Below are 22830 nucleotides of genomic sequence, written 5' to 3'. Positions count from 1 at the left end.
CTATCATGGGGCCGTAATACCTTTGGTTCTAGATCTTGGTCTGTGCCGCGATGAGAGGTTGCATTCTGATTGAACTGGGCGCCAAAAGATCAAGATTGCATTGACTATTCAAATGCAAAAATTCTTCCTGCGCAAAGGATTGTACTCCGTTAGGAAACCCTCTTATCCCCGCACTAATGCGCCTCGTCCCAATTGTCCGCGGCCCTTGCGTCCACCTGCAGGGGTACGGAGAGTTGCACCGCCGGTTCCGGCGCCTTTTCCATCACGTCCTTCACCAGCGGGATTGTTTTCTCCACCTCATCGTCCGGCACTTCGAAGATCAGTTCGTCATGCACCTGCAGCAGCATTCTGGCTGAAAGCTTCGAGGTAGCGAGGCGGTCTTCCATGCGGATCATCGCCCGGCGGATGATATCCGCCGCAGACCCCTGGATCGGCGCGTTGATCGCCGCGCGCTCCAGGAAGGAGCGCATGTTCGGGTTCTTCGTGTTCACTTCCGGGTAGTGCGCCTTGCGGCCGAAGATCGTGCGCACGTAGCCGTTTTCATGCACGAATTTCTTCGTCGCCTCCATATAGTCGCGGATGCCGGGGAAGCGCTCGAAATAGGTTTTGATATAGTCTCCCGCCTCGCCCCGCGAAATGCCGAGCTGGGCTGCGAGGCCGAAGGCCGAAATGCCGTAGATGATGCCGAAATTGATCGCCTTCGCCCGGCGGCGCACCATCGGGTCCATGTCCTTCACGGGCACGCCGAACATTTCGCTCGCCGTCATGGCGTGGATGTCCAGCCCGTCCTCGAACGCCTGTTTGAGCTGCGGAATATCCGCCATATGCGCGAGCACGCGAAGCTCGATCTGGCTGTAGTCCGCCGAAAGCAGCTTGTGCCCCTTGTCTGCGACGAAGGCCTTGCGGATCTTGCGCCCTTCCTCCGTTCTCACCGGAATGTTCTGCAGATTCGGCTCGGAGGAGGAAAGCCGCCCCGTGGTGGTGGCGGCGAGCGAGTAGGACGTGTGCACCCGTTTCGTTTCCGGGTGGATGTAGCCCGGCAGCGCGTCGGAATAGGTCGATTTCAGCTTGGAAAGCTGGCGCCACTCGACGATGCGCGAGGGAAGCTCGTGGCCTTCCGCCGCCAGATCGTCCAGCACCGAGACGGAGGTGGACCATGCGCCCGTCTTCGTCTTCTTGCCGCCGGGCAGGCCCATCTTGCCGAACAGGATATCGCCAAGCTGCTTCGGGCTGCCGATGTTGAAGCTTTCGCCCGCAAGCTCGTGGATTTCGGATTCAAGGCGCGCCATGCCTTGCGCGAATTCGCCGGAAAGGCGCGACAGCATCTGCCGGTCGACGGAGGCGCCCCGCTCCTCCATCCGCGCCAGCACCGGCACCAGCGGACGCTCCAGCGTCTCGTAGACGGTTGCCATATGGTCGCCCGCGAGGCGCGGTTTCAGCACCCGCCACAGACGCAGCGTCACATCCGCGTCTTCCGCCGCATAGGCCGACGCGCGCTCGATCGGCACCTTGTCGAAGGTCACCATCGACTTGCCGGAGCCCGCCACCTCCTTGAAGGGGATCGGCGCATGGCCGAGCCAGCGCTGCGACAGCTCGTCCATGCCGTTGCCGCCCTTGCCGGCGTCGACGGTGTAGGAGAGCAGCATCGTATCGTCGAAGGGCGCGACCTCGATGCCGTAGCGCTTCAGCACCAGCCAGTCGTATTTCAGGTTCTGCGCGATCTTCAGCACCGACGGCGCTTCCAGCATCGGCTTGAGAACGTCTAGCGCGTCTTCCAGCCTGATCTGGCCGGGGATAAGTCCGCCGCCGCCCAGAAGGTCGCCCTCTCCCTCCACATGGGCAAGCGGGATGTAGCAGGCCTTGCCGGGTTCCGTTGCCAGCGACACGCCGACAAGCTCCGCCTGCATGGCATCGAGCGATGTCGTCTCCGTATCGACGGCGACATATCCCCGCTCGAAAGCGTCGGCGACCCATTCCTTCAGCCGTTCCAGGTCCATCACGGTTTCGTAACCGCTGGTGTCGATCTTTTGGGTGCGAGCTTCTTCCGCCCGGGAATCCGCTAGCGCATCCGGCGTCCAGGGGCCAGTGTCGGGCGCGGAGCCGTGAGAACTTTCTGAGGAACTTCTTTCGGCCGGTTTGGAATTTTGATCGGCCGGCGCGGAATTCATCACGCGGCCCTTGCCGTCCGGCGTGTCCCAGCCCTTGATTTCGAATTCGGCCGCCTCGACTTCCGCAGTGTCGGCGCCGGTTTTCTCCGCCACGCGCCGCGTCAGCGTGTTGAATTCCATCGCCTTCAGGAAGGCCACGGCCTTCGGTCCGTCAAGGGTTTCGACCGCCAGCGCGCCCAGCGGCACGTCCAGCGGAACATCCTCCTTCAGCGTCACCAGTTGCTTCGAAATCCGCGCCTGATCGGCGAATTCGATCAGGTTCTGCCGGCGTTTCGGCTGCTTGATCTCCTCCGCCTTCGAAAGCAGCGTCTCAAGGTCGCCATACTCCTGGATGAGTTGTGCCGCCGTCTTCAGCCCGATGCCCGGAACGCCCGGCACATTGTCGACCGAATCTCCGGCAAGTGCCTGAACCTCAATGACCTTATCCGGCGTGACGCCGAATTTCTCGGCAACGTCCTCAACGCCGAAGATCTTGCCCTTCATCGTGTCGATCATGCCGACCTTGGGCCCCAGAAGCTGCATCAGGTCCTTGTCGCCGGAAGCGATCGTCACCCTTGCGCCCGCCTTTTCCGCCTGCCTCGCGTAGGTGGCGATCAGGTCGTCGGCCTCGAACCCCTCCTGCTCGATGCAGTGCACCGAAAACGCCCGCGTCGCCTCGCGGATCAGGCCGAACTGCGGGATCAGGTCCTCCGGCGGTTCCGGGCGGTGGGCCTTGTATTCGGGGTAAATCTCGTTTCGGAAGGTTTTTGCCGAATGGTCGAAGATCACCGCCATATGCGTCGGCTCGTCGCCAGGTTCCGGTGTCAGCCCCTCCTGCAGAAGCTTCCACAGCATGTTGCAGAAGCCCGAGACCGCGCCGACGGGCAGTCCGTCCGACTTGCGGGTCAGCGGCGGCAGCGCGTGGTATGCACGGAATATAAAGGTGGAGCCGTCGACGAGGATAAGATGATCGTCGGTGGTGAGTGTCGGGGCGTTGGATTCGTTCGGCATGGGCCGGACGATGCCCGCGAAATCGCCAAAGGGCAAGCCGCTATCGACAGCTTCCGGTTATTCCGCGGCCTGCGGTGAAGCCGCCGTGACGCGGGGATTGTCGATCCGCGCCCAGGCCGGCCGCACGAACAGGAAGCGCCCGTATCCGGTCTTTTGAATGAGCCACCACAAAACCAGCGGTGCGATGACGCCCGCCGCCGTGACGATCACCGAAATCGTGCCGAGATCGGAGACGATCCCGAGCTTCAGGAGGATCGTGCGCGATACCGCCATCGGGAAGAAGAAGGCGAGGTAGATGACGATTGAATTCTCGCCGCAATGGCGCAAGGGCGCGGCGACGCCGATCTGGGTCAAAAGCGCGGAAACGGTGATGACGGCGAAGGCGCCGATTGCGCCGAGGAAGAGGCTGACGAGCGGCAGGTCGGCATGGCCCTGGAAGACGAGCATGCCGTTGGCGAGCGCCCAGACGAACAGGCCGCCGAGGGCAACCGCGACGTGGCGCCGCGCCCAGGCTGCGATCTCGAAGGCGTTTTGCGCGAAGATGTAGCCTGAATAGAAATAGACATAGCGTGAGCAGAATTCGTCGAGCGTTACCCAGCCGGTATGGATCGGCGCGATCTGCAGGACGGCGGCGCCGGCAAGCATCACGGGCCAGGGAATGCCGATCTGCCGCGCGGCCTTCGTCACGACGAACATGACCGGCAGCAGGTAGATGAACCAGAGCGTGCCGAAGGGCTGGACGAAGCTCAGAAGGTATTCGCGCAGCACGCCCGCCCAGCCGATTTCGGCGGCGAAATGCGGCGCCTTGACGATGAATTGCAGCGTTACCCAAAGCGCATAGAAGTAAGCGAAATGGACAACCTTGCGGTCGGCGTAGAGCCGCCAGTCGCGATCGATCACGTTGGCAAGGAAAAGCCCGGAAATCAGAAAGAAATCCGGCATCCTGAAGGGGCGTGCGAATTCGACGAGATAGTGCATCCACCCGGTTTCGCCGGCTGCCGCCTCCACGCCGAGGGTGGAATGCATCATGACGACGAAGACGATGCAGAAGCCCTTGGCCGTATCGACCCAGTCGACGCGGGTTTTCGCACCCTCTTTCATCACGCCTTCCCCTTGCGGTCCGGATTGCCTCAGGGGACAGGATTGCGTAGCGGAGATGTAAGTGACGTTAACCGAAAGAGTTAACGGAGAAATACGTCGCCAGAAGCTTGATCAACGTTACGTGAGCGACGTAGGCGGCTTCAATCCTCGCCATTGAACCGCCGTCCGATCGGGAAACGGCCGACGGTGCCGCGAAAAGGCTGGATCAGCATGCGGTCGAGCCAAAGATCGCGCGGCGTGCGGAACTGGTCGATGCCGATCGCCATTTTCTCGTGGCCGTCCCTCGGTTGGGGGCGATACGTGCCGAGCAACCGGTCCCACCAGGGGAGGTTGAAGCCGAAATTGCTGTTGGCCTCGTCCGGGTGAATGGAGTGGTGCACCCGGTGCATATCCGGCGTTACGACGAAGAGCCGCAGGATCCGGTCGATGGAGACAGGCAGGCGGATGTTGCTGTGGTTGAACATCGATGTGCCGTTGAGCAAAACCTCGAAAACGAGAACGGCGGCAGCCGGCGGGCCCAGGGCTGCGACGGCGGCAAGCTTCAGCGCCATCGAAAGCAGGATCTCCACGGGGTGGAAACGTAACCCCGTCGTCACGTCGAATTCAAGGTCGGCATGGTGCATGCGGTGCAGCCGCCAGAAGGCGGGCACGGCATGAAACATCACGTGCTGCAGGTAGATCACAAGATCGAGTACGAGCACCGTGACGACGAATTCCAGCCAGCTCGGCAGCTCGACAAGATTGAAAAGGCCCCATCCCCCTTTTTCGGCGGTGACCGCCAATCCTACGGCAAGAACCGGAAAGCTCAGGCGCACGAGCAACGTATCGACCACGACGACGGCGAGATTGTTGGACCAGCGAAGCAGGCGCGGGATTTCCTGCCGCCGGCGAGGGGCCGCGACCTCGAATACGGCCATTGCGACCAGGATTGAGAAAAATGCGGAAAGGCGCACCGCCGGTTCGTGATCGAGAAGAAATTCCGTCATCTGACGCAGTGCCCGTCCGCCCGGTCAGTTGTCCGGTTGGCCCTTCCAGGGGCTGATGCGGTGCGGGTCGCCGCTTGCGCCATGGTTTTCGCGCGTTTCACCATTCTTCGCCGTCCAGTCCTCTTCGTCCAGGTCCACGACATTGGGGTCGTGACGGTAGTGCCGCCCACCCTGGACCACCGTGACATCCGAATGCCTGACAATATAACGGCCTATGGCCGTGCGCACCGGCGGAATGAAGAGCAGCAGCCCGAGGGCATCCGTGACGAAACCCGGTATGAGCAGCAGGATGGCCGCGATGACGATGAAGGCGCCGTGGATCAGGTCGTCCCCCGGCACGCGGCCCGCATCGATCTCGCCGCGCATTCTTGTCAGCAAGGTCAGCCCCTGGACGCGCAGCATGACCGTTCCGGCGACCGCGGTCAGGACGGTCAAGGCGATCGTCGGAATTGCGCCGATTTCGGAGCCGACTTCGACGAAGACGAAGATTTCGAGAAGCGGCACCCCGATGAGCACGAGTAGAATGAGAAGTCCGATGGGCATTTGCGATCCGGTCGGTTGCGGTTTAGGACTGTTGTAAACCAGAATTTGAGCGCGTCTGACTCTTCGGTGACACCGCGCAAAAGCTCGAAATCCGATTCTCCACGGTCATTTGACAGTCGGCTCACGAACTCACATAGGATGCGAAATAGCGGAGTGCGAGGGAAATTCTCCGCAAATGTTCAAGGCCGGGCTTCATCGGACTTGTGAAAAGGTCTGGATGCTGCTTCAAGGAACCTTACATTAGGGATAGGACACCGTTCCCTTTGCCCGATCATACCCCGGGGCCAAATGCCAAGCATCCCCGATCGCATCACGCGATTACACGGCCGGACGCGACATGAGTGAAATATTCGACGTCTACAACATCATCTTCCTGGCGCTGGCGATTTTCATTTTCCTGCGGCTGCGCAGCGTTCTTGGAAAACGGACAGGCAGCGAACGGCCTCCGTTCGATCCCTATTCCGCACCCAAGGAAAACCGTTCGCGCAACGGCGCCGGTGAAAACGGCAGCGATAACGTGATTCCCCTGCCCGGCCAGACGGAACCGATCGACCTTGAGCCGGAGGCGGAGCCAGCCACTTCGGCGGCGACCCTCGACAAGGTCGCGCCGAAGGGAAGCGCCCTGAACGAGGCGCTGCGTCAGATCCTGTCCGCAGACCGTTCTTTCGATCCCGCCCAGTTCCTCGAAGGCGCCAAATACGCCTATGAAATGATCGTCACGGGCTATGCCCATGGCGACCGCAAGATGCTGAAAAATCTCCTTTCCAAGGACGTTTACGAAGGGTTCGTGGCGGCAATCCAGGATCGGGAATCACGCAAGGAAACCGTGGATTTCACGTTCGTCGGCATCGACAAGGCGGAAATCATCGAAGCTGCGCTGAAGGATTCCAGTGCCCAGGTCACCGTTCGTTTCCAGAGCGAACTCATATCCGTGACCCGCGACCGCGACGGCAACGTCGTGGACGGCGACCCGAGCAAGGTGAGCGACGTCACGGATATCTGGACGTTCGCCCGCGACACGACGTCGCGGGATCCGAACTGGAAGCTGGTGGCGACAGAATCGATCGAATGACGGTTGCGGCGTGGGTGGCGTCAAAACGGCAGTGGCGGCATGCATGCCGCTTTTCGCCGTCTGGCTCGCGGCTGCGGCTCCCGCCCAGGGAGCAGCGGATGTGAGGGGGCCTGAGCTGATTTTCGTGGAATTCCGCGATCTTGGCGGCTGGGCGGAAGAAGATCACGCTGCCGCATTGGCGGCGTTCGCCCGTCATTGCGAAAACCCGGCACGAAAGCCTGCGAAATCCGGCGCGCTTGGCGTCGATGCCGAGGCGCTTTTGAAGGTTTGCCGCAAGGCGCGATCAGTGGAGCCTGCGCGGGCGCGGGCTTTCTTCGAGGAGAATTTCCGCGCGCTGCGTATCGGCGCGGCCGGTTTCGTGACCGGATATTTCGAGCCGGAGCTGGAAGGCTCGCGCATCAAGACCGGCAATTTCAGCATTCCGTTGCTGTCGCGGCCGGACGATCTCGTGAAGGTCACGGACGAAAACAGGCCCGAAGGTTTCGACCCGGCTTTCGCCTTCGCCCGCAGGCTCGGCGATGGACGCCTCGTCGAGCATCCCGACCGCGGTGAGATCATGGATGGCGCGCTTGACGGGCGCGGCCTCGAACTCGTCTGGCTCTCGGATCCCGTCGACGCTTTCTATATTCACGTTCAGGGTTCGGCGCGAATTCGCCTGACCGACGGCAGTGTCATGCGCGTCGGTTACGCGGCGAAGACCGGCCATCCCTATTTTCCGATCGGCAGGGTGATGATCGAGCGCGGCCTTGCCGCGCCCGGCACGGTGACCATGGATGTCCTGCGCGGCTGGCTTGCGAAAAATCCGGGTGAAGTGGACGGCGTTTTGCGTCGCAACCGATCCTATATCTTTTTCAGTGAAGTGGAGGTCGGCGATCCGGACGCGGGGCCTGTCGGTGCCGCCGATATCCCGCTGATCGCAGGCCGCAGCCTCGCGGTCGACAAGACGCTTCACACCTTCGGCACGCCGGTGTTCGTCGAGGCGAACCTGCCGACCGGCGAAGATGAAGCGGCCGAGCCTTTCCGGCGGCTGATGATCGCGGAGGATACGGGATCGGCAATTGTCGGCCCGGCCCGTGGCGACATCTTCATGGGGTCCGGCGAGAAGGCGGGCGATATCGCCGGGCGTATCCAGCATGACGCACGCTTTACGCTATTGGTGCCTCAGGGCGTCACGCTTGACCGCGAGGTGGAGCGTTGAACGGCAAGTCGCGGCGAGGCCGCCAGCTTTCGCCCGAAGAGCGCGCGCTATGGGAGCAGGTGGCGAGGAGCGCGAAGCCACTGCATCCGCCAAAACCCAAGCCCGGGCAGCCTGGCGCAGGGGATGGCGCGCTCGCGCAGAAGGCCGAAAGAAACGAGCCGCCAGCGCCGGCCACGTCGACGGCCATCCGCTCTCCGCAGGCAAAACCCACTGTACCCCCTACAATAAAGCCTCCCGCGCTCGCCCCGCTCGAGCGCCGTCACCGGCAGAAGCTTGCGCGCGGAAAGGCCGGCGTCGATGCGCGTATCGACCTGCACGGGCTGACGCAGGCGGAGGCGCACTCAAGGCTGGCAGGTTTTCTCCGGCTTGCCCAGGCGAAAGGGCATACGCTCGTCCTCGTTATCACGGGCAAGGGCTCGCCCGAGCGCGGCGCTTATGCGCATGAACGCGGCGTGCTGCGCCGGGTTGTGCCGCAGTGGCTCGCAATGCCCGAATTCCGGTCCGTCGTGGTCGGCTTCGAGGAGGCGCAGCGTACCCACGGCGGCGGGGGCGCGCTATACGTTCGTATTCGCAAGAAGAGGGGGGCGGTTGCCCGATGACACCTTTCGGAGCGAAAATCCGCGAGCACAGGCGCAGGCGAGGCATTACGCTCAAGGAGATGGCGGCGGCACTTTCGGTTTCAAGCGCATATCTTTCTGCCCTCGAACACGGCAAACGCGGCCGCCCTACGTGGTTCATGGTCCAGCGTATCATCACCTATTTCAACGTCATCTGGGATGAGGCGGAAGAACTGCAGCGCCTTGCCGAAATTTCCGACCCGAAGGTTGCGATCGATACCTCGGGCCTGGTTCCGGAAGCGACCGAACTTGCCAATCAGCTTGCCGGCAAGATCGGCGGGCTGTCGCGCGACAGCCTCAATCAGCTTCTGCATCAGCTCAGGGTCGTTGCCGCGCGCGACGGGGTGTGAGAGACGTAAGGGAGGCGAAGAGCGAAATTCGGCATCGCAATTGCAAGTGACAGGGAGGCGAACGAACCCGTTGGACGTTCCCACAACCAAGGCATCGAAGGCTGAAGCCGATCTGGTCGATATCGAAGCGCTGAAGGCGGAGCTTGCGGCTTATGCTGAAGAGGCGGGCGGCAACGGTGGCGATTTCGCGGTCCGCACCAAGGTTCTCAAGCACCTGAAATCCGTCATGCGCGAAGCGCGCGAGGAAGCAGAGGAACTGCTCTTTGCCGACGGCAGCGGGACCAAATGCGCAAAGCGGCTCTGCCAGATCCAGGATGCGCTGATCCGGGCGATCTACGATTTCGCGGTGGAATTCGTCTACAAGGTGGAAAATCCTTCTTCGGGCGAGAGGCTTTCCGTTGCCGCCGTCGGCGGGTACGGGCGCGGCACTCTGGCGCCCTTCTCCGACGTCGATCTCCTTTTCCTGCTTCCCTACAAGCAAACGCCCTGGGGCGAGCAGGTGGTCGAATACATCCTCTACATGCTTTGGGATCTCGGGCTGAAGGTCGGCCATTCTACACGCAACGTCGACGAATGCCTGAGGCAGGCGCGCGGCGACATGACGATCCGCACCGCCCTTCTCGAGGTGCGATACATTCACGGCGATGCGCCCCTTTTCAAGGAGCTCGTCAAGCGGTTCGACGAGGAAGTGATCGCCGGAACGGGGCCGGAGTTCATCGCCGCAAAGCTTGCGGAACGCGACGAGCGCCACCGCCGCCAGGGCGCCTCGCGCTATCTGGTCGAGCCCAACGTGAAAGAGGGCAAGGGCGGCTTGCGCGATCTGCATTCGCTGTTCTGGATCGCCAAATATTTCTATCGCGTGCGCTCGGGTTCCGAACTTGTGAAGGTGGGCGTTCTTTCGCGCGCGGAGTACAAGCGCTTCAGGAAGTGCGACGACTTTCTCTGGGCGGTCAGGTGCCACATGCATTTCCTGACCGGACGGCCGGAGGAGCGCCTTTCCTTCGACATCCAGCGCGAGATCGCCGTCAGGCTCGGCTACACGCAGCACCCGGGCATGAAGGACGTGGAACGCTTCATGAAGCACTATTTCCTCGTCGCCAAGGATGTGGGGGATCTCACGCGCATCATCTGCGCGGCCCTTGAAAACCAGCACGTGAAGATCGCCCAGAAGCTTTCGCGCTTTCTTGGCCGCCTGGGCCGGGGAATGGCGCGCCAGCGCGTGATCAAGGGGTTTCCCGATTTCCTGATTGAAAATGCGCGCATCACCGTGGCAAGCGATGGCGCGTTCGAAAAGGATCCGGTCAACCTGATCCGCATATTCGCGCTTGCCGACCGAAACAATGTCGCCTTCCACCCGGAGGCGATGAAGCTGATCCGCCGCTCGCTGAAGCTGATCACGCCGGACGTGCGCGACGATCCGGAAGCCAACCGCCTGTTCCTGCAGATCCTGACGTCGCGCAACGACCCGGAAACCGTGCTGCGCAAGATGAACGAGGCGGGGGTCCTCGGCCGTTTCGTGCCGGATTTCGGCAAGGTCGTGGCGATGATGCAGTTCAACATGTATCATCACTACACGGTCGACGAACATCTCATACACGCTGTTGGCGTGATGGCGGCGATCGACCGTGGCGAGGCGGGCGAAAACCATCCGCTTTCGACGGATCTGATCAAGTCCATCCAGAACCGCAAGCTGCTCTATGTGGCAATTTTCCTGCACGATATCGCCAAGGGGCGGCCGGAGGATCATTCGATCGTCGGCGCGCGGATCGCGCGCAAGCTATGCCCCCGCTTCGGCCTGACGGCGGCGGAAACGGATACGGTCGCCTGGCTCATAGAGCATCACCTCGACATGAGCACGATCGCCCAGTCGCGCGATCTTTCCGACCGAAAGACGATCGAGGATTTCGCGCGCATCGTGCAGAGCATGGAGCGGCTGAAGCTGCTCCTGATCCTCACCGTCGCCGACATCCGCGCGGTGGGACCCGGCGTCTTCAACGGCTGGAAGGGCCAGCTTCTCAGGACGCTATTCTACGAAACGGAGCCGCTTCTGACAGGCGGCCACAGCCAGGTTTCGCGCGACGAGCGCGTGAAAAGCGCCAAGCAGGAACTGGCCGAAGCACTCGGCCACTGGAGCGCGAAGGAGCGCAAGTCCTACCTTGGGCGTCATTACCCGGCCTACTGGCTGCGCGTGCCGCTGGAGCGCAAGGTGGCGGATGCGGAGATGATCCGCGAGGCGGACAGCAAGAAGGAACGCCTTGCGGTGCGTGTCGCCACCCACGCTTTCGAAGGCGTGACGGAGGTGACGGTGCTTGCGCCCGACCATCCGCGCCTTCTGTCCACCATCGCCGGCGCCTGTTTCGTCGCGGGCGCGAACATCGTCGACGCGCAGATAGACACGACGACCGACGGTTTCGCTCTCGACACGATTTTCATTTCCCGCGAACTCCCCGACGACGAGGACGAACTCAGGCGCGGGCGCAGGATCGCCGACCTGATCGGCAAGGCCTTGCGCGGCGAGGAGTCGCTGCCTGCCACGGTTGCAAAAAAGGCTGCCTCCAAGGCCCGCCTGAAGGCCTTTCGCATCGAGGCGGAGGCGCTTGTCAACAACGCATGGTCGGACCGCTATACCGTGATCGAGGTTACCGGGCTCGACAGGCCGGGTCTGCTTTTCGATCTGACGCGGGCGATCTCGGACCTAAACCTCAACATCGCCTCGGCCCATGTCGTGACCTTCGGTGAAAGGGTCGTCGATGTTTTCTATGTTACTGATCTGACAGGCCAGAAAATCGCCAACATCGGACGTCAGGACGCAATCCGAAAGCGGCTTGCCAAAGCGGTCGACGGTGAGGAGGAGCAGTCCGCACCGCCGAAACGCCCGCGTCGCGCCGCCGCGTCCTGAGGATATTGGAACCTCCGCCGATGAGCCTCCTGAAGAACTTCGCCACAGTCGGCGGCGCGACCATGACAAGCCGCGTGCTCGGCTTCGTCCGCGACGTGATGATCGCCGCATTCGTGGGGACGGGGCCGGTCGCGGATGCCTTCTTCGTTGCCTTCCGTCTGCCCAACCTGTTCCGCAGGCTGTTTGCGGAAGGAGCGTTCAACTCCGCCTTCGTGCCGCTCTTCGCCCGTGCGCTTGAGGAGGAGGGCGAAGATGGCGCTCGGCGGTTTGCCGGTGAAATCCTGTCCGCGCTCTTCTGGACGCTCGTCGTGCTTACGGCGGTGGCCGAAGTGTTCATGCCGGGGCTGGTGATCCTGCTGGCGCCCGGCTTTCTTGAGGATCCGGAGAAATTCGATCTGGCGGTGCTCCTGTCGCGCATCACCTTCCCCTATCTCCTATGCATGTCGCTGGTGGCGTATCTTTCCGGCATCCTGAATACGTTCAACAGGTTCGCCGCCGCCGCGCTGGCGCCCGTCGTCCTCAACGTCGTGATGATTTCCGTCCTTGCAGGCATCGGGCTCTCCGGCCTTGTGCCGGGCACGATGCTGGGTGCCGTCATGGCCGGTGGTGTGGCTTTGGCGGGACTTGCGCAGCTTACGCTTCTTTTTTTCGCCATCCGGCACATGGGTTTCTCGATCCCGCGCTTCCGCCCGCGCCTCACCAAGGGCGTGAAACGGCTTTGGGCGCTCGGCGTTCCGGGCCTGCTTGCCGGCGGCATTACGCAAATCAACATCGCGGTGGGCACGATCATCGCCTCCGCGCAGGCTGGAGCGGTATCCTTTCTCTATTACGCGGACCGTATCTACCAGCTTCCGCTCGGCGTCGTCGGCATCGCCATTGGCGTGGTGCTCCTGCCGGATCTTGCCCGTCAGCTTCGTTCGGGCCGGGAGGACGTTGCCCTTCACACGCAAAACCGGGCGATGGAATTCGCGCTGGCGCTGACCTTGCCCGCAACGGTCGCGCTCATCGCGGTGCCGACCGAGATCATCTCGGTCCTGTTCCAGCGCGGCGCTTTCGACGCCGCGGATACGCAGGCGACAACCGCCGCGCTGATCGCCTTCGCCCTGGGCCTGCCGGCTTTCGTGCTCAACAAGGTCTATTCGCCGGGTTTCTTCGCGCGGGAAGATACGAAAACGCCGATGTGGTTCGCAGGCGTCGGAATGGTCGTCAACGTTGCCGGCGCGCTGGCGCTTGCCCCCTTCCTCGGCCATGTCGGCATAGCGCTTGCGACCTCGCTCGCCGGCTGGGTGAACACGGGCCTTCTCGGCATCACGCTCTGGCGGCGCGGACATTTCGACATGGATGCCGGGTCCAGGAAGCGTCTGCCGCTTCTGGCCGTGGCAAGCTTGCTGATGGGCGGCGTTCTCTATGGCGGCGCGGCGCTTCTGTCCGGCTGGCTCTCCTCGCCGCAGTTGATCTTGCGTTTTTCGGCACTCGCCCTGCTTGTGGCCATCGGCATGGCCGCCTTCGCGCTCTTCGTCCATCTTACCGGCGCGGTCGATCTGAAGCGTTATCTGGGCGGTGTGTTCAAGCGCAAGCCTCCGTCCGTCGCGGGAGAATGACACGCCCGATCACATTCCGGACAGGCATTCGCTAAATGGGGTTGCGCCCGCGCGATAGCTTCGCCATACAGGCGCGCATTCGATCGAAAAGCTCCCATGGGTCCACACTAAGGGAAATGAAATGACAGCCTTCCCCAAGCGGGTCTTCTCCGGCGTTCAGCCGACCGGCAATCTCCACCTCGGCAATTATCTCGGCGCGATTTCGCGCTTCGTGCCGCTACAGGACGAAATGCCGTCGATCTATTGCGTGGTCGACATGCACGCCATCACGGTCTGGCAGGATCCGGCAGAGCTGACCCGCGCCACGCGCGAGGTGACGGCCGCCTATCTCGCCGCCGGCATCGACCCGAAGAAGGCGATCATCTTCAACCAGAGCCAAGTCAAGGAACACGCCGAGCTTGCCTGGATCTTCAACTGCGTCGCACGCATGGGCTGGCTCAGCCGCATGACGCAGTTCAAGGAAAAGGCCGGCAAGAACCGCGAGAACGCCTCCGTCGGCCTGTTCGCCTATCCCGCGCTTATGGCCGCCGACATCCTCGCCTATCGCGCGACGCATGTGCCCGTTGGCGACGACCAGAAGCAGCATCTGGAGTTGACGCGCGATATCGCGCAGAAGTTCAACAACGATTTCCAGGACCGTATCAAGGAACTGGGGCTTGGCGTGCCCAACCCGGAGCCTTCGCCCGAAACGCCGGATGAGCTTTTCTTCCCCGTTACCGAGCCGATGATCGCGGGGCCCGCCACGCGCATCATGTCGTTGCGCGACGGAACGAAGAAGATGTCGAAGTCGGATCCTTCGGACCTTTCGCGCATCAATCTGACGGACGATACGGACACGATCGCCCGCAAGTTCAAGAAGGCGAAGACGGATCCCGAACCGCTGCCGGGCGAGATTGAGGGTCTTGAAGCGCGTCCGGAAGCCGACAATCTGGTCGGCATCTACGCAGCCCTTTCAGGGGTGACGAAAGCCGATGTGCTCAAGGAATACGGCGGGCAGCAGTTTTCCACCTTCAAGCCGGCGCTCAGTGAACTGGCGGTGGAGAAGCTTTCGCCGATCGCCGCGGAAATGCGCAACCTGATCGCGGACCCGGCGCATATCGATGCGGTCCTCAAGGACGGTGCGGAGCGCGCAGCGGCCATTGCCGAGCCGATCCTGCACGATGTGAAGCGCATTGCGGGCTTTCTGGAGTGCAGGCGCGGATGAGCGGCTGTACCTTGCGCCAATGAGAAAAGCCGCGGTTCGCCCGCGGCTTTTCTCATTGCAGGCCCGCGAAGCGCCAGGCAAGGCGCTTCGCGGTTATTTCCCTACTCCAGCCCTTCGAAGAGGGCGGTCGAAAGGTAGCGCTCGGCGAAGGAGGGGATGATCACGACGATTCTTTTGCCCGCCATTTCCGGGCGCTGGCCAACGCGGATTGCCGCCGTCAGAGCGGCACCCGATGAAATGCCGACGGGCAGGCCTTCGAGGCGCGCGGCTTCGCGGGCCATGACGAAGGCTTCTTCGTTGGAGATCGTCTGCACCTCGTCGTAAACGGATGTCTCCAGCACGCCCGGCACGAAGCCGGCGCCAATTCCCTGAATCTTGTGCGGACCGGGATCGCCGCCTGAAAGGACCGGGCTGTCGGCGGGCTCCACGGCGACCACGTGAAGATCGGGCTTGCGGGATTTCAGCACCTGCGAAACGCCGGTGATCGTGCCGCCGGTGCCGATGCCGGAGACGAAGACGTCGATATCGCCGCCGGTGTCGTTCCAGATTTCCTCTGCAGTGGTCTTGCGGTGGATTTCGGGGTTGGCCGGGTTTTCGAACTGCTGCGGCATGACCGAATTCGGGATCGAGGCCAGAAGCTCCTCGGCGCGGGCGATGGCGCCCTTCATGCCCTTCGGTCCTTCGGTAAGCTCCAGCTCCGCGCCAAGAAGCCTGAGCATCTTGCGCCGCTCGACCGACATGGTCTCCGGCATGACGAGGATCAGCCGGTAGCCCTTGGCCGCCGCGACGAAGGCAAGCGCGATGCCGGTGTTGCCCGAGGTGGGCTCGACCAGCGTCGTTTCGCCGGGCTTTATCTTCCCGGCGGTTTCCATCGCCTCGATCATCGACACGCCGATGCGGTCCTTCACGCTTGCAATCGGGTTGAAGAACTCCAGCTTGCCGATGAGTTCGGCCTTCACGCCGTGTTCGGCGGCAAGCTTGTCCATGCGCACCATCGGCGTGTCGCCGATCGTGTCGATGATGGAGGAGTAGATTCGGCCTCGGCCGGGTTTGCGCTCGCTCATGCGTTTCCGTTCCCCTTTGTTCTGGCCGGTATTCCGGATCATGCGTCCGGAACGTCGCGGCGTAAGTTTGTTTCCCCAGGTGATTGCGGGTCGAACCGTTGCCGCCGATCTTCCGTCATGCGGTCGGCGCCCGACCGGTAAGGGGCAATCCTGTAAGAGCGTCGAGCCTGAGGCAAGTGCAGGAAAGGGCTTTCGCTGCCTTTCGCCGTTCAACAGGCATCGAGTTCGCGCGTATCGATATTCAGAAGCATCGGCAATTTGGCCATATCCGCAAAGAGTTCGGCGCCGGCAGAACGCATCGCCTCGCTGTCGGCTCCGGGATCGCCCGTGAAGCCGAGCGCGCGCATTCCGGCGGCTCTTGCTGCCTGGATACCCGCCACGCTGTCCTCGATCACGACGCAGTCTTCCGGCGTGCCGCCCATGCCGGAAGCGGCGTAGAGAAAGATATCGGGTGCGGGTTTGCCTTCCCGGCAATCTTCCGCGGAAAAGAGTACGTCCTCGAAATGCGGCAGCAGGCCGGACTTGCCGAGAGTTACGCGCATCTTGGCGTATTTCCCGCTCGATCCGACGCAATAGGGTATGCCCTCTTCCTTCAGTGCCGCGACGACGTTCTCGATGCCCCTGATCGGTTCGACGCCCTTTTCGAATTCCAGCAGGGTTCTTGCGCGAACCCCATCCGCCCAGCTTGCGGGCAAACTGCGTCCGGTCAGATTTTCCACCATGGGCTGAATCGTTTCCATCGTCCGGCCCATGAAGCGGCGCTGCGCTTCCCGATAGTCCATCGGCAGGCCGAGTTCCGTCACCATTTCGGCAAGCACCTTGTTCGCCGCGGTTTCCGTGTCGACAAGCACGCCATCGCAATCGAAGATTACTAGTCCAGGACGCATGAAGTCTTTCCCCAAAAGCATTGTCGCGATGGCCACCGGCCGAAGCCTTGCGAAATTTCCTATTTGGTTCCGGTCGAGCCGAAGCCGCCGGCGCCGCGTTCCGTCGCCTCAAGATCGTCCACTTCGTGGAGTTCGGCGTGAGCGATGGGGGTGATCACCAACTGCGCAATGCGCGCGCCCCTTTCGATCCCGAACGGCTCCTGGCCCAGGTTGATCAGGATGACCTTGATCTCCCCGCGATAGTCGGCATCCACCGTTCCCGGCGTATTCAGCACGGTCACGCCGTTCCTCGCGGCAAGGCCGGAACGCGGGCGCACCTGCGCCTCCGTGCTCGGAGGCAGGGCGATGGCGATGCCGGCCGGCACCAGCGCGCGCTCGCCGGGCTGCAATACCATCGGCGCGTCGACGGCGGCATAGAGGTCGAGGCCGGCCGCACCGGCGCTCTGGTAGGAAGGCAGCGGCAGGTCGGCCCCATGCGGCAGGCGGCGGATTTTCACGGATGTCGTCATGCGGTTCTGGCACCGGGTCTGGAAATTGAAACCAGCCAATGAGGTCGCATTCCGGAAATCACTTGGCAAGGGCGTATTTTGAGGATTGGGACCCGGGCCGATCCCCATATGCCTTACGCGATAAAAATTACGTAGGGGTATATACCGATGATACATAATACAATTAGTATCGAACGGGTGTGCTGGGATTTAACTCTTTATATCGAGGGAGGTGCTGGATGATTAGGGCCTTTGCAATTCTCGCAGTGATGGCGTTGCTTGGTATTTCAGGCAGTGGTGGCGCATTTGCGCAGACAATCGGATTTGCCGACGCGATCAAGATACTTCATTCCAGTTGCGGCGCGGATATCGAGAAATATTGCAAGAACGTCAATCTCGGCAACAACCGCATCCAGCAGTGCTTGCAGAAGAACGAGGCGAATGTCTCCGACCAGTGCAAGGCGGATTACGCGGGCGTTTACGTCATGCTGCAGAAACGCTTTGCCGCGCAGGAAGCCGTCACCAAGGTCTGCGACCGGGATATCCAGCAGCTTTGCAAGCTGGTGAAACAGGGCAAGGGGCATGTGCTCAATTGCCTGCTGAAGGCGGAACCTTCGGTCAGCGACAAGTGCAATCAGGCGATTACGGACGCCGGATACCGCTGAGCGAACTTATGGGCCAGACCCCGATATTCGGACCGATTTCACGGAGCATGACCGATGAAGAAAATCGCCTTTACGGCCGCCGGCGCGATTGCGCTCGCGCTTTTCTCCCAGACCGCCGCGACCGGCCAGACGAAGCTTTCCCGCAATGAGATCATCAACAGCCTTCGCGATGCCGAAGTGCAGGTGAAAGTGAATGCCGACGACCTTCGCGCACAGGCGCTGCAGAACATCAAGCAGCATCCGGGCGACAACGCCACCACCTCATTGCCGCTGTCTGAGCAGCTCGCCAAGCTCCGCCAGTTCAATGTCGAGATCACGTTCGACTTCGATTCCGACCGTATCCGCCCGGAATCCTACGAGACGATCGGGCTTATCGCCGATGCCCTGCATACGCCGTACCTCTGGGGCCAGACGTTCTTCGTCGTCGGTCACACGGATGCGAAGGGAAAGCGGGAATACAACCTCGAACTGTCGCAACGCCGCGCGAACGCCATTCGCGAAGCGCTGGTCACGACCTTCCGCGTCCCGGAGGGTCAGCTTGAGGCGGTTGGTCTCGGCGAAGAGGACCTTCGCGATCCGCAAAAGCCCGACAGCGAGATCAATCGCCGTGTCCAGTTGATCAACGTGGGGTTCTGAGCCGGCTTTTTCCGAAAATCGAGGCCGGGGCCGCCCTTGCGGCCTCAGGCTTCCTTCAGACTTTTCGCAATCACCGCGACCAGCCGCTCGGCGACCTCTTGTTTCGACAGCGTCGGCCAGTCCTCGACGCCGTCTTTCGTCACGAGCCGCACGGTGTTGGCATCCCCACCCATGACGCCCGTTTCAGGCGATACATCGTTGGCGACGATCATGTCCGCGCCCTTGCGGGCGAGTTTTGAACGCGCATTTTCGATCAGGTTCTGCGTTTCCGCCGCAAAGCCGATGACGAGCTTCGGCCGGCCGGCATCGCTGTTTCCGACGGTTGCCAGGATATCCGGATTTTCGGTTAGCTTCAGCGCCGGCGGCTTGCCGCTTCCGTCTTTCTTGATCTTCTGGCCGAACGTGCCTTCGGCGCGCCAGTCGGCAACGGCGGCGGCCATGATCGCGACATCGGCGGGGAGTGCGGCCTTGACCGCATCCAGCATTTCGCGCGCGGTCTCCACGCGGACGACCTTCACGCCGCCGGGCTCGGGGATCGTCACCGGCCCGCAAACGAGGGTAACATCCGCGCCGGCTTTCGCAGCCGCCTCGGCGATGGCGTGTCCCTGCTTGCCGGAAGAGCGGTTGGCGATGTAGCGCACGGGGTCGATCGGCTCATGGGTCGGCCCGGAAGTGATGACGATCGAGCGTCCGGAAAGGGGGCCGGCGTTTCGCGCGAAATGCGCCTCTATGGCCGCGACGATTTCCAGCGGCTCCGACATGCGTCCGACGCCTGCCTCGCCGCTTTCCGCCATTTCGCCGCTATTCGGGCCGATGAACGAAATGCCGTCGGCTTTCAATTGCGCGACGTTGCGTGCAGTGGCCGGATGCGACCACATCGCAGGGTTCATGGCTGGCGCCACAAGCACCGGCTTGTCGCTCGCCATCAGGACGGCGGAGGCGAGGTCGTTCGCCATCCCGTGCGCCATTTTGGCGAGCAGATCTGCGGTCGCCGGAGCAACCACGATCAGGTCCGCCTCGCGAGACAGCCGGATGTGGCCGACGTCGTGCTCGTCCTCGCGGTCGAAAAGTTCGGTGAAGACCCGGTCTGCGGTCAGCGCACCGACTGAAAGCGGCGTGATGAACTCCTGCGCGGCCGATGTCATCACCGCGCGCACGGATGCTCCGCGCTCTTTCAGACGGCGGATCAGGTCCAGCGTCTTGTAGGCGGCGATGCCGCCACCGATGACGAGGAGGATCCGCTTGCGGCCTGGCATCAGCTGCCCGGTCCGAACGAGCGTGGAGCGGCGTCGATCACCCGTGTGCCGGAACCCGTCACCTCGTAGACGGCAAGGCCGCGCTCGTTCAGCCCGTTGGAGCGGAAGCGGAAGACGCCGTCGATGCCGAGGAAGCCGTCGCTGTTGGTCATCACCCGGCTGTTGAAGCGCTCGGCCCCGGCGGAGCGAACCAGCCCTGCGGCGAGGATCGTCGCGTCATAGGCGAGCGTCGCGTTGCGCGGCGGGCGGCTGCCGAACTGGCCCTGATAGCGCTGGGCGAACGACTGGAAGCCGGAATTGTCCGGTCCCGGATACCAGGCGCCGGTCAGAAGGCCGGTGTTCTGCACCTCCGCCGAATCCCATTGCCCGGTACCGATCATCTTGATCGTGCCGAAGTTGCCGCCGGCCTGAAGCACCTGCGCGACGAACCCCGGCACACCGCCGCCTGCCGGGACGAACAGCGTGTCGATGGAGCTGGAACTTGCCGCGATTGTCTCCGCCTTGGCGCGCAGGTCGTCGGTGTTTCCGCCGCTCAGGCTGTAACGCTGGATGGAGACGATGCGCCCGCCGGCCCGGCCCACTTCCTGGCGGAATACCGCCTCGGCGATGGAACCATAGGCATCGTCCGGCAGGATTGCGGCAAAGGAGCGTTTTCCCTGCGAGCCGGCGAAAGAGACGATGCGGCGAACGTCGCTTTCAGGCAGGAAGCTCAGGAGATAGACCCCGCGCGAGGCAACGGCGGTGTCGGTCGAGAATGCGACGACCGGCACGCCGGATGAGCGTGCGACGGAGCCAGCGCCGCCGACGGCCGGAGCGAAAACCGGACCCAGAATGAGTTCCGCTCCCTGGGCGATCACTTCCTGGGCCGCCATGCGCCCGCCTTCGGCCGTGCCGCCGGTGTCCTTCACGATGAGCTGGATATCCGCGCCCTGGAAGTCGGATAGCGCGAGTTCCGCCGAATTGCGGAACACCTGGCCGATGGAGGTCTGGTTGCCGCCGCCCGAAAGCGGAAGCAGCAGGCCGACGCGTACGGTTCCCGTGCCGATCACATCACCGGCGACCGGAGCATTGCCCGCGTTCGGATCGCTCGGGTAGCCGGGAAAGTCGCCCAGCGAGGAACCGGAGCAACCGGCCACGAGCCCGGCGACGGAAAGTGCTGCAATGGTGAGCGCGCTGCGTGAGCAGCGCCCGGCGAGGCTTACAAGACGATGCAAGGCCGACCTCCTGAACCCCATGCGCCGGATTCCGCGCGGCGCATAATATCTCTCGATCAAATCTTGGCGGCTCCGTTGAGTCCTGTCAAAACGAGCAGGATTTGACGGTGGTTTCGCAGACGGTTTACAGCATCGCGGAGGATTCTGAAACCATCACGCATCGCAAGGAGTGACGGATGACCGGCGAGCCCGGCCCGAGGGAAAGCCAGACGACGGGCGTACGCCGCTTCGTCATCGGCGCGCATGCCTTCGAGGCGCCCCGGCTGGAGCCGGCGCTTTACATCGTTTCGACGCCGATAGGCAATCTCGGCGACATGACCGTGCGCGGGCTGGAAACGCTCGCCGGCGCCGACCTCATCGCTTGCGAGGATACGCGTGTGACGGCAACGCTGCTGCAGCGTTTCGCCCTGAAAACGCCGATGCTTGCCTATCACGAACACAACGCGCAGAAACAGCGGCCGAAAATCCTGCAAGCGCTCGAGGAAGGAAAGGCGATCGCACTGGTGAGCGATGCCGGAACGCCGCTCGTCTCCGACCCCGGCTACAGGCTCGTGCGTGATGTTGTCGAGGCGGGCTATAGGGTGGTGCCTATCCCGGGCGCGAGCAGCCCGCTTGCCGCGCTGGTCGGTGCGGGGCTTCCTTCCGACACGGTTTGTTTTGCAGGGTTCCTGCCGCAAAAGGCCGGCCAGCGCGGAAAACGGCTTGGTGAGCTGCGCAATGTTCCGGCAACGCTCGTCTTCTTCGAAAGCCCGCATCGGCTGCCCGATGCCCTCATTGCCATGGCCGAAACGCTCGGCGGTGAGCGCGAGGCGGCGGTCGCGCGTGAAATCACCAAGCGTTTCGAGACGTTCGAGCGGGGAAGCCTGAGCGATCTGGCGGACCGCTTTGCCGGCCGCTCCGTCAAGGGCGAGATCGTGGTCGTGGTCGGCCCGCCGCCCGAGGAAAGGCCGGACGCAAGCGACGCCGATCGATTGCTTGCCGAAGCGCTGAAAACGATGAAGCCCGCGGCCGCCGCGAAGCATGTGGCGGAACTGACCGGACTCGACAGAAAATCGCTCTATGCGAAAACCCTTGCGCTCAAGGGCGGGGAGGAGACGTCTTGACGAAGCTTTTGATGGTGTTCATCGCCATTCTTGTGGTGATCCAGGTTATCAAGCCGTTGGGCTGGCCGGGCCTGCGTTATCGCCGCGATGCCTGGAAGCTTGCCGTTTTCGGCCTGATCGCCATGGCTCTCCTCATTACCGTTACGGCGCTCATTCAGCCGTCGGCCGGCTGAATGGCCTGAAAGAACCGTGGGCGGGCGCAATCAGGGCAGAAACCGGTCGGACCGGCGGAAAGCCTACCGGCTCGGCTTGTCGGCGGAAGGTCGCGCGGCCTTCTTCCTGCGGCTGAAGGGTTGGCGCATCCTCGCAAGGCGCTACAAGGCGGCGACCGGCGAAATCGATATCGTCGCGTTCAAGGGAGATACGGTCGCCTTCGTCGAGGTGAAGGCGCGCGCCAGCCGGGATGCGGCGCTTCTTGCCATAACTCCGGCCGCACAACGGCGCATCGCTTCCGCCGCGCGTATCTGGCAGGCGGAAAACCCCTGGTCGAGCGGCTGTACGCTGCGCTTCGACGCCATTCTCGCAGGCAGGGGCTTTCGCCTTTCCCACCTACAGAATGCCTTTGAAGTTCCGTAAAAAAATGGGTGCCGCGGGATATCCGCAGCACCCTTCAAGGTGTCGTCTCTTGCAAGACGCCTCGGGTTGGGATCCTGTGGAGATCAGGTCTCTGCCCCAAACAATGCGAAACCTGATGCCCGGCAAGACCCGGTTGGGGGAGGAATCCGCCTGACTACAAGCGGATATGGGCATTTCCGCGCTGGACTTTCGTTCAGCCTGCCCGAAGCTAA

21 protein-coding genes are annotated in these 22830 nt (G+C 62.6%); 12 read left to right on the top strand and 9 right to left on the bottom strand.

All coding sequences use genetic code 11. The features are described 5' to 3' along the window. Positions 1-173 precede the first annotated feature (173 nt). The 4 genes from polA to GR183_RS07580 form a co-directional block, all read right to left on the bottom strand. Positions 174-3158: a DNA polymerase I gene (gene polA / locus GR183_RS07595; RefSeq protein ID WP_160775018.1), complete on the bottom strand. Its 2985-nt coding sequence runs from the start codon at positions 3156-3158 to the stop codon at positions 174-176. A gap of 57 nt (positions 3159-3215) precedes the next feature. After that, positions 3216-4259 carry an acyltransferase family protein gene (locus GR183_RS07590; RefSeq protein ID WP_160775017.1) on the bottom strand — a complete coding sequence of 348 codons (1044 nt, stop codon included), beginning with the start codon at positions 4257-4259 and terminating at the stop codon, positions 3216-3218. A gap of 140 nt (positions 4260-4399) precedes the next feature. After that, positions 4400-5245, bottom strand: a complete 846-nt coding sequence (locus GR183_RS07585) for a sterol desaturase family protein (protein WP_160775016.1) — start codon at positions 5243-5245, stop codon at positions 4400-4402. Positions 5246-5269: 24 nt separating this feature from the next. Further along, on the bottom strand, positions 5270-5788 hold the full coding sequence (locus GR183_RS07580; protein WP_160775015.1) for an FxsA family protein: 519 nt from the start codon (positions 5786-5788) through the stop codon (positions 5270-5272). Between the two features lie 337 nt (positions 5789-6125). Between GR183_RS07580 and GR183_RS07575 the strand changes: the two genes are divergently transcribed. The 7 genes from GR183_RS07575 to trpS all read left to right on the top strand — a co-directional run bounded on the left by GR183_RS07575 (position 6126) and on the right by trpS (position 14729). Next, the gene (locus GR183_RS07575) at positions 6126-6860 is read left to right on the top strand and encodes a Tim44/TimA family putative adaptor protein (protein WP_160775014.1); all 735 of its coding nucleotides are present in this window, start codon (positions 6126-6128) and stop codon (positions 6858-6860) included. A 43-nt stretch (positions 6861-6903) separates the two neighbouring features. After that, complete coding sequence (gene mltA / locus GR183_RS07570) at positions 6904-8058, top strand: murein transglycosylase A (protein ID WP_160775013.1); 1155 nt, start codon at positions 6904-6906, stop codon at positions 8056-8058. After that, on the top strand, positions 8055-8657 hold the full coding sequence (locus tag GR183_RS07565; protein WP_160775012.1) for a Smr/MutS family protein: 603 nt from the start codon (positions 8055-8057) through the stop codon (positions 8655-8657). Before mltA ends, GR183_RS07565 begins: the two co-directional genes overlap by 4 nt. Further along, a complete protein-coding gene (locus GR183_RS07560) occupies positions 8654-9025 on the top strand; it encodes a helix-turn-helix domain-containing protein (protein WP_160775011.1) in 372 nt (123 codons plus the stop codon). The genes GR183_RS07565 and GR183_RS07560 overlap by 4 nt, the downstream gene beginning before the upstream one ends. A 70-nt stretch (positions 9026-9095) precedes the next feature. Continuing rightward, a complete protein-coding gene (locus tag GR183_RS07555; RefSeq protein WP_160775010.1) occupies positions 9096-11924 on the top strand; it encodes a [protein-PII] uridylyltransferase in 2829 nt (942 codons plus the stop codon). Between the two features lie 20 nt (positions 11925-11944). After that, a complete protein-coding gene (gene murJ, locus GR183_RS07550) occupies positions 11945-13525 on the top strand; it encodes a murein biosynthesis integral membrane protein MurJ (protein WP_160775009.1) in 1581 nt (526 codons plus the stop codon). Between the two features lie 121 nt (positions 13526-13646). After that, positions 13647-14729 carry a tryptophan--tRNA ligase gene (gene trpS / locus GR183_RS07545; protein ID WP_160775008.1) on the top strand — a complete coding sequence of 361 codons (1083 nt, stop codon included), beginning with the start codon at positions 13647-13649 and terminating at the stop codon, positions 14727-14729. 101 nt (positions 14730-14830) lie between these two features. On the opposite strand, the gene cysK is transcribed toward trpS, so the two are convergent. The 3 genes from cysK to dut form a co-directional block, all read right to left on the bottom strand. Continuing rightward, a complete protein-coding gene (gene cysK, locus GR183_RS07540) occupies positions 14831-15793 on the bottom strand; it encodes a cysteine synthase A (protein ID WP_160775007.1) in 963 nt (320 codons plus the stop codon). A gap of 209 nt (positions 15794-16002) precedes the next feature. Continuing rightward, positions 16003-16680, bottom strand: a complete 678-nt coding sequence (locus GR183_RS07535) for an HAD family hydrolase (RefSeq protein ID WP_160775006.1) — start codon at positions 16678-16680, stop codon at positions 16003-16005. Positions 16681-16739: 59 nt separating this feature from the next. Then, entirely contained in the window at positions 16740-17189 is a 450-nt protein-coding gene (gene dut / locus GR183_RS07530; RefSeq protein WP_160775761.1) for a dUTP diphosphatase, read from the bottom strand. Between the two features lie 218 nt (positions 17190-17407). Between dut and GR183_RS07525 the strand changes: the two genes are divergently transcribed. Together GR183_RS07525 and GR183_RS07520 are read left to right on the top strand one after the other, a co-directional pair. Next, positions 17408-17833 carry a cysteine rich repeat-containing protein gene (locus tag GR183_RS07525; RefSeq protein WP_208999783.1) on the top strand — a complete coding sequence of 142 codons (426 nt, stop codon included), beginning with the start codon at positions 17408-17410 and terminating at the stop codon, positions 17831-17833. 54 nt (positions 17834-17887) lie between these two features. Further along, complete coding sequence (locus GR183_RS07520) at positions 17888-18469, top strand: OmpA family protein (RefSeq protein ID WP_160775005.1); 582 nt, start codon at positions 17888-17890, stop codon at positions 18467-18469. Between the two features lie 44 nt (positions 18470-18513). Here the strand turns inward: GR183_RS07520 and coaBC are convergent, their stop codons facing one another. Both coaBC and GR183_RS07510 read right to left on the bottom strand, forming a co-directional pair. After that, positions 18514-19725 carry a bifunctional phosphopantothenoylcysteine decarboxylase/phosphopantothenate--cysteine ligase CoaBC gene (coaBC, locus tag GR183_RS07515; protein WP_160775004.1) on the bottom strand — a complete coding sequence of 404 codons (1212 nt, stop codon included), beginning with the start codon at positions 19723-19725 and terminating at the stop codon, positions 18514-18516. Continuing rightward, positions 19725-20939: a penicillin-binding protein activator gene (locus GR183_RS07510; RefSeq protein ID WP_244313648.1), complete on the bottom strand. Its 1215-nt coding sequence runs from the start codon at positions 20937-20939 to the stop codon at positions 19725-19727. The genes coaBC and GR183_RS07510 overlap by 1 nt, the downstream gene beginning before the upstream one ends. A gap of 176 nt (positions 20940-21115) precedes the next feature. Here GR183_RS07510 and rsmI point away from each other — a divergent pair, with 176 nt between their 5' ends. Genes rsmI through GR183_RS07500 form a run of 3 tightly spaced genes read left to right on the top strand, consistent with a single transcriptional unit; the run spans position 21116 to position 22618 of the window. After that, on the top strand, positions 21116-22042 hold the full coding sequence (gene rsmI / locus GR183_RS07505; RefSeq protein WP_160775002.1) for a 16S rRNA (cytidine(1402)-2'-O)-methyltransferase: 927 nt from the start codon (positions 21116-21118) through the stop codon (positions 22040-22042). Beyond that, the gene (locus GR183_RS21655; RefSeq protein WP_202395904.1) at positions 22039-22215 is read left to right on the top strand and encodes a hypothetical protein; all 177 of its coding nucleotides are present in this window, start codon (positions 22039-22041) and stop codon (positions 22213-22215) included. Before rsmI ends, GR183_RS21655 begins: the two co-directional genes overlap by 4 nt. 16 nt (positions 22216-22231) lie before the next feature. Further along, entirely contained in the window at positions 22232-22618 is a 387-nt protein-coding gene (locus GR183_RS07500) for a YraN family protein (protein ID WP_160775001.1), read from the top strand. Positions 22619-22830: the final 212 nt, after the last annotated feature.

The organism is Stappia sediminis (genome assembly GCF_009826895.1).
GTDB classification, from domain to species: domain Bacteria; phylum Pseudomonadota; class Alphaproteobacteria; order Rhizobiales; family Stappiaceae; genus Hongsoonwoonella; species Hongsoonwoonella sediminis.
The sequence above is the reverse complement of the archived record's forward strand: the minus strand, read 5'-3'. Positions and strand labels throughout refer to the sequence as shown.